The 12,578-nt window shown below is 35.9% G+C and carries 14 protein-coding genes; 3 read left to right on the forward strand and 11 right to left on the reverse strand.

Annotation, left to right across the window (positions count from 1 at the left end):
* Positions 1–8: 8 nt before the first annotated feature.
* Positions 9–2,207 (reverse strand): ribonuclease R, encoded by a 2,199-nt coding sequence (gene rnr / locus LV716_RS07690; RefSeq protein WP_163417161.1) that lies wholly within the window; start codon positions 2,205–2,207, stop codon positions 9–11.
* Between the two features lie 595 nt (positions 2,208–2,802).
* Here rnr and rpiB point away from each other — a divergent pair.
* The 3 genes from rpiB to LV716_RS07705 are packed head-to-tail and all read left to right on the forward strand — an operon-like array spanning position 2,803 to position 4,606.
* Complete coding sequence (gene rpiB / locus LV716_RS07695) at positions 2,803–3,234, forward strand: ribose 5-phosphate isomerase B (RefSeq protein WP_163417162.1); 432 nt, start codon at positions 2,803–2,805, stop codon at positions 3,232–3,234.
* A gap of 11 nt (positions 3,235–3,245) precedes the next feature.
* Positions 3,246–4,166, forward strand: a complete 921-nt coding sequence (locus tag LV716_RS07700; protein WP_163417163.1) for a cation diffusion facilitator family transporter — start codon at positions 3,246–3,248, stop codon at positions 4,164–4,166.
* The gene (locus LV716_RS07705; protein ID WP_163417164.1) at positions 4,166–4,606 is read left to right on the forward strand and encodes a GNAT family N-acetyltransferase; all 441 of its coding nucleotides are present in this window, start codon (positions 4,166–4,168) and stop codon (positions 4,604–4,606) included. Before LV716_RS07700 ends, LV716_RS07705 begins: the two co-directional genes overlap by 1 nt.
* Before the next feature lie 2 nt (positions 4,607–4,608).
* Here LV716_RS07705 and LV716_RS07710 read toward each other — a convergent pair whose 3' ends face one another.
* The 10 genes from LV716_RS07710 to LV716_RS07755 all read right to left on the reverse strand — a co-directional run bounded on the left by LV716_RS07710 (position 4,609) and on the right by LV716_RS07755 (position 12,574).
* Positions 4,609–5,217, reverse strand: coding sequence for a hypothetical protein (locus tag LV716_RS07710; protein ID WP_163417165.1), 609 nt, complete (start codon positions 5,215–5,217; stop codon positions 4,609–4,611).
* A complete protein-coding gene (gene dcm / locus LV716_RS07715) occupies positions 5,207–6,442 on the reverse strand; it encodes a DNA (cytosine-5-)-methyltransferase (protein ID WP_163417166.1) in 1,236 nt (411 codons plus the stop codon). Before dcm ends, LV716_RS07710 begins: the two co-directional genes overlap by 11 nt.
* A gap of 74 nt (positions 6,443–6,516) precedes the next feature.
* On the reverse strand, positions 6,517–6,861 hold the full coding sequence (locus LV716_RS07720; protein WP_163417167.1) for a hypothetical protein: 345 nt from the start codon (positions 6,859–6,861) through the stop codon (positions 6,517–6,519).
* A 176-nt stretch (positions 6,862–7,037) separates the two neighbouring features.
* Positions 7,038–7,889: an HAEPLYID family protein gene (locus LV716_RS07725; protein WP_163417168.1), complete on the reverse strand. Its 852-nt coding sequence runs from the start codon at positions 7,887–7,889 to the stop codon at positions 7,038–7,040.
* A gap of 78 nt (positions 7,890–7,967) precedes the next feature.
* Positions 7,968–8,324, reverse strand: a complete 357-nt coding sequence (locus LV716_RS07730; protein ID WP_233759259.1) for a hypothetical protein — start codon at positions 8,322–8,324, stop codon at positions 7,968–7,970.
* 127 nt (positions 8,325–8,451) lie between these two features.
* On the reverse strand, positions 8,452–8,943 hold the full coding sequence (locus LV716_RS07735; RefSeq protein WP_163417170.1) for a hypothetical protein: 492 nt from the start codon (positions 8,941–8,943) through the stop codon (positions 8,452–8,454).
* An 86-nt stretch (positions 8,944–9,029) separates the two neighbouring features.
* Entirely contained in the window at positions 9,030–9,566 is a 537-nt protein-coding gene (locus LV716_RS07740) for a GNAT family N-acetyltransferase (RefSeq protein ID WP_163417171.1), read from the reverse strand.
* Positions 9,567–9,673: 107 nt separating this feature from the next.
* Positions 9,674–10,516 carry a CPBP family intramembrane glutamic endopeptidase gene (locus LV716_RS07745; protein WP_163417172.1) on the reverse strand — a complete coding sequence of 281 codons (843 nt, stop codon included), beginning with the start codon at positions 10,514–10,516 and terminating at the stop codon, positions 9,674–9,676.
* 8 nt (positions 10,517–10,524) lie between these two features.
* On the reverse strand, positions 10,525–12,024 hold the full coding sequence (locus LV716_RS07750) for a S41 family peptidase (protein ID WP_163417173.1): 1,500 nt from the start codon (positions 12,022–12,024) through the stop codon (positions 10,525–10,527).
* A 94-nt stretch (positions 12,025–12,118) separates the two neighbouring features.
* Positions 12,119–12,574, reverse strand: a complete 456-nt coding sequence (locus LV716_RS07755) for a GNAT family N-acetyltransferase (RefSeq protein ID WP_163417174.1) — start codon at positions 12,572–12,574, stop codon at positions 12,119–12,121.
* Positions 12,575–12,578 lie beyond the last annotated feature (4 nt).

Below are 12,578 nucleotides of genomic sequence, written 5' to 3' on the forward strand. Positions count from 1 at the left end.
AACACGTTTTATTCCAAAATAGTATTACTTTTCTTACCGATCAACGAAAAATCTAAATGCCGTTTTACCAAATCTGTATGCTTTACCATTACATAAACTTCATCACCTAATTGGTACATACGTTTTGTTCGCTCGCCTATGATGGCATATTGTCTTTCATCAAATGTATAATAGTCATCTTTAATATCGCGTATTCGTACCATACCTTCACATTTATTTTCGACTATTTCCACATAAATGCCCCATTCTGTGACTCCGGATATGACACCCACAAATTCTGAGTCCTTATGGTCCTCCATGAACTTGATCTGCATGTATTTTATAGAATCCCGTTCTGCGCTTGCCGCAAGAATCTCCATACTGGAGGAATGTTTACATTTTTCTTCGTAGACCATTTCTTTTGGCGGTTTTCCACCATCTAAATAATGCTGTAACAGTCTATGTACCATTACGTCTGGATATCTTCTTATGGGCGATGTAAAATGCGTATAGTATTCAAATCCCAAACCATAGTGCCCTATATTTTCTGTGGTATAGGTTGCCTTGCTCATACTTCTAATGGTAAGGGTATCCACAAGGTTTTGCTCTTTCTTTCCCTTTACGTCTTTCAAGAGTTGATTTAAAGAGCTATTAAGACTCTTTTTGTCCCTAAGGTTTATACTATGACCAAATTTTGAAATAACTCCGTTCAGCGCCATTAATTTTTCTTCGTCTGGCTCATCATGAATACGGTAGACAAAGGTTTTCTTTTGTTTACCTATAAATTCTGCGACTTTTTTATTTGCCAAAAGCATGAACTCTTCAATCAATTTATTGGCATCTTTTGCTTCTTTAAAATAAACACCTTCTGGTTCATTGTTCTCAGATAGATTGAACCTTACCTCAATTTTATCAAAAGAAATAGCCCCATCGTCCATACGTTGTTTTCGCATGATCTTAGCCAATTTATCAAAGGTCAATGTTGCTTCTACAACTTCTTCCGAGACTTTATAACCCGACTTCCTAATAGAGATATCATCTGGAATTATTCCTTTTCCCGTCTCTATAATATGCTGCGCTTCTTCATAGGCAAAACGCTCATTGGAATCAATTACGGTTCTCCCAAACCATTGATTTGTTAAATTGGCTTTATCATCCATTTCAAAAATGGCAGAAAATGTATATTTCTCTTCGTTAGGTCTTAAAGAACAAGCATTGTTGGATAATACTTCGGGCAACATAGGAACCACTCTATCTACAAGATAAACTGAAGTTGCCCTTTCGTATGCTTCGTCTTCCAAAACAGTATTTGGTTGCAAGTAGTGCGATACATCCGCAATATGAATTCCTATTTCATAATTGCCATTTTCCAGTTTTTGAAAGGAAAGTGCATCATCAAAATCTTTGGCATCTTTGGGATCTATGGTAAACGTGAGCACATCCCGCATATCCCTTCTTTTTGCAATTTCAGATTCCTTAATGGAGGTATCCAACGTATTGGCAAATTGCTCAACTTCATATGGAAATTCATAAGGCAGTCCGTATTCCGCTAAAATAGAGTGTATCTCCGTATTGTGTTCTCCTGGTTTGCCTAGAATTTGTGTCACCTCTCCGTAAGGTGAATCGGCATTATCTGGCCATTCTCCCAAATCTACCAACACCTTGTCCCCATCTTCAGCGTTTTTTAGCTTTTCCATTGGAATAAAAATATCGGTATACATTCGTGAATCGGACGGTCTTACAAAAGCGAACGTCTTTTGCTTGTCCACAATCCCTACGTAGGAAGTCTTTTTACGCTCAATGACAGTAGCTATCTCTCCCTCTTCTTTTTTTCCTTTACGTTTTGGTTTAAGAAAAATTTCTACGGTATCACCATGCAGCGCTTTGTTCAATCTGTTGTAGGGGACAAAAACGTCATCATCCATATCATCGATTATAATGTATGCGTTTCCGCTGGAAGTCAAATCGACTGTTCCCGTAAAATACGTATGAAGTGAGGGTTTCTTCTTAAACTTCCCATTTTCTACTTCTAAAATTCGGTCACTTGCTTTAAGCTGGCCTAAGCGCTTAATAAGTTCGTTACGTCCTTGTGTATCGATAATACCAAGTTTTGCGCTGATCTGTTTATAATTGAAGGTTTTTGAAGGTTCTTTTTCAAGTACTGTAAAAATGCCTCTTGTAATCTCATTCTTTCGCTGGCTTCTAGCTCTCTTCTTTTTCTTTGACATTTAAAATCTTAATTTTTTGAAAAATACAAATTATAATCCTTGACCCTAGTACGAACAGAAACTAATCGCAAATCAAAACTGATTTTATCAACAATACTTAATAGTACTATTTTCTTTTTTAAAAATTTTAAATAAAAATGGTGATTATGATAGTGTGTTGAAATGTGGAATAAAAAATCCAAAAAAAAGTTGCTCTGAACATAGAAACTTTTTTGTTCACAATTTGTCACACGGAATAAAATTTAAAAATCAAAGAGTTACGTTTTTTATAAACCGTATTTAATAAGTGTTCTTAACATGAATTTATTGAAAAGTAAATGTATTTTTAATGTTAACTAGTATGATAAAATGTTTCTTAAGTGTTGATTAATTTTTAATTGAATATTAGTTAATGATTACCAAAAAAATCCTATTGATACTTTTTTTCTTAAAATCAAAATTTAGTTGCTGCTAATTCTTTTAAAAAAATCAACAAAAACAAGGATTTTGTAATTAACTGTTTTTTAATGAAGTGCAGGTACTTAGTAGTTTTTATCAACATAGCTCCATAAAAAGAATTGTACTTTTGTAGGGTACCCCAATTAAAACAATATATATGAAAATAGCTATAGGAAATGACCATGCAGGAACGGAATATAAACTTGCCATAATAGGATTGTTAAAGTCGAAAGGCATTGAGGTTATCAATTATGGTACGGATGGGACTGAAAGTGTAGATTACCCAGATTTTGTGCATCCCGTTGCAACAGATGTTGAACAGGGAAATGCAGATATGGGGATTGTGGTATGTGGGAGTGGAAATGGAGCAAGTATGACCATCAATAAGCATCAAAACATACGAGGAGCGCTATGTTGGACAAAAGAGATTACAGCTTTGGCACGAGAGCACAATGATGCAAATATTTTAAGTCTTCCTGCCCGATTTATAGCTCTTCCACAAGCATTGGATATGGTAGAAACCTTTTTGAACACCAAGTTTGAAGGAGGAAGGCATGAAAGGAGAATTGAAAAGATTCCCTGTAGGTAAATAAAGATTTCATGGGGCACCACCATCACCACCATGGTCATTCACACTCTCACGGAAACTTAAAAGGGAGAAACCTACTCATATCTATATTTCTCAACATCGCTATTACGATATCTCAAGTAATAGGGGGGATTATTTCAGGGAGTCTTGCACTATTATCAGATGCGTTGCATAACTTCAGTGATGTTCTTTCCTTAATCATAAGTTACATTGCTACTCGGTTGGGAAAAAAGAAAGCGTCGTCCCTCAAAACTTTTGGTTATAAAAGGGCAGAAATAATGGCTGCCTTTATCAATGCGGCAACATTGGTGATGGTCGCTATATTTTTGATGGTTGAAGCGGTTGAAAGGCTGGTTCAACCAAAGGAAATTGCTTCAGATTTAGTGATTTGGTTATCCTTATTGGGTATTGCTGCCAATGGTTTTAGTGTTCTGTTGCTAAAGAAGGATGCTAAGGATAATATGAACATGAAGTCCGCTTATTTGCATTTATTGACAGATATGATGGCTTCTGTTGCAGTACTGATAGGAGGAATTTTAATGAAGTTTTATCAGGTTTTTTGGATTGATGCGGTCCTGACCATGGCTATTGGCATCTATCTAATTTATATGGGGTACGACTTACTGAAAGAATCCACTAAAGTATTGATGTTGTTCACACCAAAATCAATAGTAGTGACAGATATTGTAAACTCTATCTGTACTATCGACTCTATTAAAAATGTACATCACGTTCATATTTGGCAACTTAATGAGGACGAAATACATTTAGAGGCGCACATAGACTTTAAAAATGACATTAGGCTTTCCGAATTCGATGAAATCTTGGAAGAAATAGAAGAACACGTTTATCATAAACATGGAATCAATCATGTGAACATTCAGCCTGAGTTTGATAAATGTGATTCTAAAAATGTAATCGTCCAGGATTAATGAAAGTATATACCAAAATATTCGATGAACTTTCCAACGCGGAGCTCTACGAAATTATGCGTTTACGGAGCGAGGTATTTGTTGTTGAACAAAACTGTATTTATCAGGACTTGGATGATAAAGACCAAAAAGCGCTGCACGTCTTTGGTAAAAAAGATGGAAAAGTCGTTGCATATACCAGAATTTTTAAACCGGGAGATTACTTTGATAATCCAAGCATAGGAAGGGTAGTTGTAGCCAAAGAAGAGCGGAAATATGGCTATGGGAAACTGATTATGGAAGCATCGCTAAAAGAAATAAGCAAAAGATTTTCTAATGGGACCATTGAGCTATCGGCACAGACCTATCTTATAAAGTTTTACACTGATTTGGGTTTTACTTCATATGGAGAAGAATATTTGGAAGATGGTATTCCCCACATCAGAATGAAAAAAGCATGAGCTTATACCAGTTTTTTAGCTACTCCAATCTCAATTAGAAAGTCTAATCTTAAAACGAGGTTTACGGGCTTTTCCACCTTATTTTTTCTAGAAAAGAATAGATATCCTTGGTGCTTAGAATCGATTGCTTCCAATTGCATTTTTCCATGAAAGTTCCCAGAAAGGGTTGTTAAATGTTCAAAATGTTCTTGGGTCAGTCCTAGGGAATTCAAATACATAATTAGTTTTTCCCGATTCACAAGCGTAATGCAACAAGAAGTAAAAATAGCAACAGCATCTGTGTATATGGCCGTTATCAATGCATAGAATTGCGTTTTCTTATGTTTATCAAACAGCCAGCCTTGTTTTTGTTTCCCATTGATTTCATAGAAGAGTTCGAAGGCAAAAGTGGGGAGATTATCGTTAAGGTAGTCCAGTTGGGCCTTTTCATCAACAAAGAATCGTGAGTTGTTTTTTCTGTTCTTAAAAATAACGTCGACCCCGGCTTTTTGTTCTTCTAAATCTTGAATACGTTTAAAATTGTAATGCCGAAGGTATTTTGCATAGTACGCGTCCAGAAACTTTGAAAGCTTTTTTTCTTTTGATAAATCCGAAAGGAAACTACTTTTCAAGTGTCTTTATTTTTTTTACCAAAGCGTCACCAATTTTATCGACTACACCAATAACAAGCGCATTGCCCATAAAGAATGCTCTTTTTGCATCGGAAATACCTTCCAATTTTGTATGGTCGTCAGGAAACATGTTCAACCGTTCCAATTCTATTGGAGACAATCTTCTAAGCCCTTTTTTTGTTGCAACCACATGTTTGAATCTTGAAGGGGATTTACCGCCCTCGCCCGTAATGATGGTACGGGATGGTTGGTTTACCGCATCAGGAAAAACCATATTGCCTTCGCTGTAGTTGTACTCAAAGCCTGCTTTGGTTTTTCGCACTTCTTTTTTCGCACCCTTTAAATATTCCCATTTGGGTAGGTCTTCCTCTGAAATAAAAAGTTCAGGACTGGCAGTACCATTTTCCATGATATTAGCCATAACTTTCCTATCGCCATCGTAAGACGCAGCGGTTTTACTAGTTGAGACCATATCTTCTATACAAACACCAGAATTTAAAAATGGAGAAAGTTCCTTGTCTTTATTGAATGTATTTGATAATGATACCAAATCACCTTCTAACTTAAAATTGAAACTATTTTTAGAAGTTGGATCAACTGGAAAAGCATCAGGAAGAATACCGTCTTGTTCCAACCAATACTTTGTGTTGGAATTTTTAATTTTTTGATAAATTAAAGTTGATTTGTGGTATCCCAAAAAGAAAACCCGTCTTCTACGCTGCGGCATACCGTAGTCCGCAGCATTGATAACACGCCATTCAATGGCATAGCCCAAATCAGAAAGGCTTTTTAACATTAGGGCAAAGTCACGCCCTCTTTGGCTGGAGGGTGATTTCAACAACCGATCTACATTTTCAAAAAGAAGGTATTTAGGTTTTTTCTTTTTTTCTGAAAGAATACGATGAATGGACCACCAAAGAACCCCTTTTTTACCAATCAATCCTTTTGAATTCTTGAGCGTGGTCGCTACGGAATAATCTTGGCATGGAAATCCGCCCACCAACATATCGTGATCGGGAATTTCTGATGTTGGAACCTCTTCGATATTAACGTTGGAATGGTTATCAGTGCCAAAACGGGCTTCATAGACTAAGGAAGCGTGTTGCTTTTTTGTAGAAGGCTCCCATTGGTTGCTCCAGATAACCTTGAATTTCTCTGTGTTTTCCAACCCTAATCGGAAACCGCCGACACCCGCAAAAAGTTCACAAACGGTAAGTTGTTGCATCTTTCAAAAGTAGGATTTGTTTATGGGGTTATCAAAAACAATAAAAATGTATTAATCAAAAAGCAACTTCTACATTATTCTGTTAGCTGTTCAAGAAACGTATCTTTATCGCCATTTTTTATTAAAAGAACAGAACCTATTGCTGCTAACGATAACCCACTAGCCAACTTAAAGGCGGACAGTTTTTTTCGTTTGGCCATTTCAATTCTAGAAGTAGGTAGCTCCATCACCTTTTTATTGATTACCAATGCAATGCTCTGTTCATTTACCTCTTGGCATTTTGATTCAAAACTTTGTCCGTTTTTCAGGGTAAGTTCGTAGGTTCTTCCTTTTTCGATTTCGGAAATAGCAACGGTTTTATAGGTGTGGCAACTCTGAAAAAGAAAAGTTAATAGAATAAGTGAGGTTATTTTTTTCATATGATCAATCGTAAAATCAGAAGCGTCAACATTTATAAATAGATACTATACTCACTTCTTTTTTAGATGAAGTTATGAAAAATCCAATAGAAGGTATTCTTGAAACACAGTCGATGGAGAATGTGTAATCAATGAAGATTATACTCAAAACCATCGACCATGTTTTTAAAGATATATTAATGTCCTGGCTCCCATATAAGTCGAACAAAGGAACTAAATCGTTCATTCTCCCTGCTTACAGGTATACCTGCCACAATCCCGATCATTAAATTATCTGCAATACCCAATCGCATTTGTGGACGCATGGTCATATCAAAATCAGTGTTATCCAGGGTTTTATTGAATTCTACTCCAAGAAAATTTCTGGTACCCGTAATCATATAATGAAAACTTGTATTGATATCATACGTCATATTGATGTCGTTGGTGCTAAAATTGTGATCAAGCATTGGGCCGGTATATATTAAGGAATGAAAATTGTTTCCCCAGCGTTTGGCAACGATCAAAAAAGGATTGTAAACATTTCCTTTTATAAAAGGGTCACCAAAATTCCTGAAATCTGACAGTTCAAATTCATTGATGTAACCTATGGCCATTGATGTAGCATTGGGCTCATTTACTAAAAACGTCCATTGAGCAGCAACTTTTATACTATTTAACTGATTGGAAGGGACGGATTCTCTTCCAGTTCCGTTTAATGGAGAGTAAAAAGTGAAAGGAAGCTCAACCTCCAACCCTAAACGGTCGGCGGGTGCCCATTCATATTCAATTAACGCTTCATAAGAATCAAACCTTAAGTTATCCGTCAAGCCTAAGCCTATGTTCCATTCCTTTTCTCCTTTTCTTGCACCCAAATCACGTATAAGGTCAATGTAAAGCGGTTCGGCATGTAAGACTTTGCTCGGCTCTTTATGGCTCTCTACTTGTTGTATGTAAAGACTATCTTTTTTTGCATCGGTAATTTGAGCAATGGAATGGGTGAATGATGCCAATAGAATGAAAGGCATCAAATATTTTTTGATATTCATTTTTGATTTATTTTTTAGAAATAAGAAAGTTTAGACGTGTGGTTTTAGCGCCTAGATAGGTTTTGTAGAAAAAATAAATCAGATTTTGGGCGGAGGGGTGTTGATTTGATAAAAGCCCCCTGTTAAAACTGATTCAAAATCAGGATGTTTTTGTCTTCTGGTCTCGAAAAAAGATTGGGAGTCGTTGGAGTTGGCTGCGTACTGTACAGTCAAGTCTATTTTGACATTGCTTTTTTTGTTGTGATCTTCATGATCGGGGTCATCATATTCAGGAATAGCATCTTCAAATCCCAATATTTTTTCTATGGCAATTTCAATGATACTCTCCTGATCGTTGATAGTCAGGTCTTCTGGAATATGTTCGGGATTAGGGTCTGCGGTATCTACACTGATGTTAAGAAGATAAACTCCCATCAGCCCCCAAAAGAATCTCACAGATGCGCTATTTCTAATTTTACTTAACACAGTTCAAAAATAACGCTATTTTAATCCAATTAATTGTTCCTTTGTTTTTTGTGGGAAGGATCGGGCAATTCTTAATCAACTTATTTAGGCTTATAGCCTAAAACAACTCGTCACCTTTCTCGATTTTTTTCATATCACGAAAAATGGACAACGACCCCTTCACTGTCTCGGGATCAGCTTTAATAATTGTCTTTTTAGAGGTTTTGAGATTGATAACTTTTATTCCATATTGTATTACTTCAGATTTTGCATAAGATTCTTGAAAAACTATGTATCTGTAGCCATCCTTGTCAAAATAAAGGTAATCTATATCCATGGCGTCATTTTGTACACCACCACCTCTGAAATACCATGAGTTTTTGAACTTGTTCCAACTTGTCCCCAAATTTTCTGGAAATTCAAGTTCTATATTATTTTCAGAACCGTATCTGTACACTAGATATTCTTCATTGGAGTCCATTGCTATTACAAGTTCTTTTCCTTTTGTAGTCTTAAATTCGAAAAGAACTTTTTCATTGGACAGCTTATAACTTTGGGCGCTGCCCCATAATGAGAATAATAGGCCAAGTATTACAAGTATTTGTTTCATTTTTACAATTATTTATTTTGAATTTGGAGCTAAATCAACGAAAAGATACTACAATATTGACTCAATAAGCGTAATCGTTTTTTTAATTAACAATCATTTTTCAATTTGCTATATATTTCTAAATCCGTAAAAATATTTCCAGTCAATAATTCCCCACTACGCTCAACGCCTTCAAACTCAAAACCCAATCTTTTTGGAATATTTATACTGGGTTTGTTCCCAACGGCACATTTAATTTGAACTCTGTTCAAGTTGAGATCGTTAAAAGCAAAATCACATAGTTTTTCAACTGACTTTGTTACAATCCCATTTTTTTGAAATTTTTCGGAGAGCCAATATCCAATTTCTGTCTTTTTATTAAGTGCATCGATATCTTTAAGTGCTATTACGCCCGCAAATTCATTTTTCACCCTAATCGTAAAGGTGTATTCTATTTCATCTTCAGGGGCATTGACCACAGTATTGACAAAGTTTTCCGTATCCTTGATTTCGTTGGTCAAGGCAACAAAGGGCAACCATTTTCCCAAATAGGTTCGTTGACTGTCAATTGCTTTAAAAATAACTGTTGCATCTGATAATATCAGTTTTCTGAGTTCTACATCAGGAGCCACTTTTATGGTCATTTGTCTGAGTTTTTGCGTATTGAAGCTATCTTTTAATGAAGGTACTACACATTTAGGATAGAAGCTATAAAATGTGCAGAAGAATAGTTGTTATAATCAAGAGCAGCTTATATTTTGGCTTTCCTTTTTAAATAGGCTAAGGACAATAGCAGCATGGTCATAAAACCGATAAGTCCTAAAATTCCAGCTTCTGGGCCATATGCCCCTCCAGACCATATCGCCAAGCCATTATTTTCGATTCCGTAAAATGAATAGGAAGCCTTGTTCCCGCTCATAGTGAATCCGATAGCAGTTTGAGTAAAATTCCATGCTGCATGCATACCAATGGACAACCCTAGATTTTTTGTAAGGATAAAGGGGATACACCAAATCACACCATTTATGGAAAGAAACAGAATGGAAAGAAGAGAAGCATTGCTTGTATTGAAATGAGCCAATCCAAACAACACCGATGAAAGTATCAACCCAAGTAATAAAGCTTGCTTTTTGGTTTTGGATGTAAACCCATCATAAATAGAAGTATACAGATAGCCTCTAAAAAAGGTCTCCTCTAAAAACCCCACAAGTATCATTTTTAATGCAAATGGGAGAAGGGATAGCATACTGGGCGGAGGAAATCTTTTAGAAATGGACAAGACTCCCGTTACTTTTCCTATCCACAATATCAATAATATAGCAATCGAACCGATTAAAACTCCGAAAAAGAAATGAAAAAACGTTTCTTTTTTGAAGACAAGACCGTATTCCAAAAAATCTCTTTTGTCTAAATAGCGCGCATTAAGGTATAATCCAAATAGCAACACCAAGGCTGCTAAAAAAAACTGTAGAAGAGAATTTTTGATTAAAATTATGGGGGAAACAGCAAGTGACAAAAGACAGATGAATAATATGATTTTCCAGAAACTCCGTAATCTATTGGTAGTAGTATAAAACAAGTGCCTGAAACCCATTTAGCCTTTTAATTGTCGTTTGGTTCAGCGTTTATGATGTCCTTCAATCTATCTAGCTGATAATCCTTTTTCCACAAAACCTGGTCTATATTTCTTTCAATGACGATATCTGGTTCGGTGCCTACGCCATCTAGTATTTTACCATTTTTTTGATATGAAACCATGGTGCTTATTTTTCCTTCTATTTTTGAATTTGGTAATCTAAACGCTACGCTATTTCCACTAGAACCATCGGTATTTACCCCAACAATGTTCACATTAGGTAATCCCTTGAATACAGAAACAAGAATGGATGCGGCACTAAAACTTCTTTCGTTTGCCAGAATGTAAACTGGTTTATCGTAGTGATATTTGTTATTGGATATCTTTTTCCCATTTAGAACATAAAAATGATATTGGCTAAATTTTTTGTCATCTAAAGTATACATTGGGGAAAACGCAGCCATAAACTTTTTAACGGCATTTTGCTCTTCGCTATCCAATTCCTCTTTAGAAAACAAAAACCGACGATGTAAACTACGTTTTAAATGCTCACTAAGGGGCAATTTACATCGTTGCTTTGCCACATTGACAACATGTATGGAATCTGGATGGACAAGATAGCCCGCTAGTTCTCGAATTAGATCACGGGTACCCCCGCCATTACTTCGTACATCTATAATTAATGCCTTACTGTTCTTTACCTCTTGGAAAAAACGATTGAAGTATTTGAAAAAAATGGGTGCATCTCTGGAATGAACCATACTTGGGAGTCTGGCATATGCTATGTTGTCCTCATCAATACGTAACAGTGATTTACAGAGCTCTAGATTATTCAACTCTTCTTTCTCCTGTCCGTACAAACGGGCAAATCTTTCGTCCCACGTTTTATATTTACTTCGCTTGCTCTCTAAAGAGGTTTTAACAATGGTATCGGTATTACCATTTGTAAAGGTGAACAGAAATTCTTTGGGAGGCTTTTTATCCATAACGGCATAATTCCGTTCCATGTATTTAAGCTCTTTAACGGCACGAGTCTGAAACGCCGCCTTGGGGGCTTTAACATCTTTTGGCCTGAGACGCTTTAGAAAGTCGTTTATCGGAGCAGTATTTATGGATTTTAAAAATGGATATTCAGGATATAACGGGCGATATTCGGTTTTTGATTGATCAAATTCTAAGGCAATAACCTTATTCTTGATGGGTGCTACAATAAACGGAAGAAACAAATTATTGGGCAATTGATCTCCCCTGACGTAAGCATGCCGGTCACCTATTTTGCCAATGGAGGTGGTTAAAAACATGCCAAAATCTACTTTGGTTATGGCACTATCTTTTGTGCCCTCTAAAAAAGCATCAAAATCTTTTTTGTAGTTGTATCCGTTCAATCCTTGGTATGAGGAATTGTTTTGAAGAAATTCATCAAAGAATGCTAAATCTTGTTCAATAGCGCTTCTTGTTAAATATTCAGGTTCTTTGTCAAAAGAAAAGAAAGATATTAGGATTGATACTACGAGAACTTTTTTCATTTTATACAGCTTTTGTTGTTGAGGTATAATGCAACTGATATTGTATGCAATCTTCTTGATTCAATTTGGCAAGTTCTTTATCCTTTGGAAGGTTTTATGTAAAATGTAATTTCATTCCTTCGTGTGATGCTTTGAATCCCAAATCCTCGTAAAACGTAATCGCCTTGGGTCTTTTTTTGTCGGTCGTTAATTGTAATAAATGGGCATTTCGTTCTTTAGCCCTATCAATGGCCCATTCAAACATTTTCTTTCCAATTCCAAGCCCTCTTTTATCCTTTCGTATCCTAACCGCCTCAATCTGTGCTCTTATTCCCCCGCGATAAGTTAGGTATTGTATAAAAGATAATTGTAAAGTGCCTATAATTTCAGCATCTTCATTTTCAACAACTATCAACTCCTGATTTTCATCGGCATTTATTTTATCAAAAGCCTTTATGTATTCTTCAGGTAAAGGTTTTTGAAAACTCTCTCGTTTTCTTCCAAGTTCATCATCGGCAATCATTGCAACGATTGTTGCAACATCATTTTTTGTAGCTTTTCTGAATGTCATTTTG

This window comes from Flagellimonas sp. HMM57, from assembly GCF_021390175.1.
Taxonomy (GTDB): Bacteria; Bacteroidota; Bacteroidia; order Flavobacteriales; family Flavobacteriaceae; genus Flagellimonas.

What these genes read in the sequence shown, in the direction of transcription:
- LV716_RS07755 (WP_163417174.1), bottom strand. Translation starts at nt 12,574, where the DNA reads ATGACATTCAGAAAAGCTACAAAAAATGATGTTGCAACAATCGTTGCA.
- LV716_RS07720 (WP_163417167.1), bottom strand. Translation starts at nt 6,861, where the DNA reads ATGAAAAAAATAACCTCACTTATTCTATTAACTTTTCTTTTTCAGAGT.
- LV716_RS07735 (WP_163417170.1), bottom strand. Translation starts at nt 8,943, where the DNA reads ATGAAACAAATACTTGTAATACTTGGCCTATTATTCTCATTATGGGGC.
- LV716_RS07740 (WP_163417171.1), bottom strand. Translation starts at nt 9,566, where the DNA reads ATGACCATAAAAGTGGCTCCTGATGTAGAACTCAGAAAACTGATATTA.
- LV716_RS07705 (WP_163417164.1), top strand. Translation starts at nt 4,166, where the DNA reads ATGAAAGTATATACCAAAATATTCGATGAACTTTCCAACGCGGAGCTC.
- LV716_RS07700 (WP_163417163.1), top strand. Translation starts at nt 3,246, where the DNA reads ATGGGGCACCACCATCACCACCATGGTCATTCACACTCTCACGGAAAC.
- LV716_RS07725 (WP_163417168.1), bottom strand. Translation starts at nt 7,889, where the DNA reads ATGAATATCAAAAAATATTTGATGCCTTTCATTCTATTGGCATCATTC.
- rnr (WP_163417161.1), bottom strand. Translation starts at nt 2,207, where the DNA reads ATGTCAAAGAAAAAGAAGAGAGCTAGAAGCCAGCGAAAGAATGAGATT.
- dcm (WP_163417166.1), bottom strand. Translation starts at nt 6,442, where the DNA reads ATGCAACAACTTACCGTTTGTGAACTTTTTGCGGGTGTCGGCGGTTTC.
- LV716_RS07750 (WP_163417173.1), bottom strand. Translation starts at nt 12,024, where the DNA reads ATGAAAAAAGTTCTCGTAGTATCAATCCTAATATCTTTCTTTTCTTTT.
- LV716_RS07745 (WP_163417172.1), bottom strand. Translation starts at nt 10,516, where the DNA reads ATGGGTTTCAGGCACTTGTTTTATACTACTACCAATAGATTACGGAGT.
- rpiB (WP_163417162.1), top strand. Translation starts at nt 2,803, where the DNA reads ATGAAAATAGCTATAGGAAATGACCATGCAGGAACGGAATATAAACTT.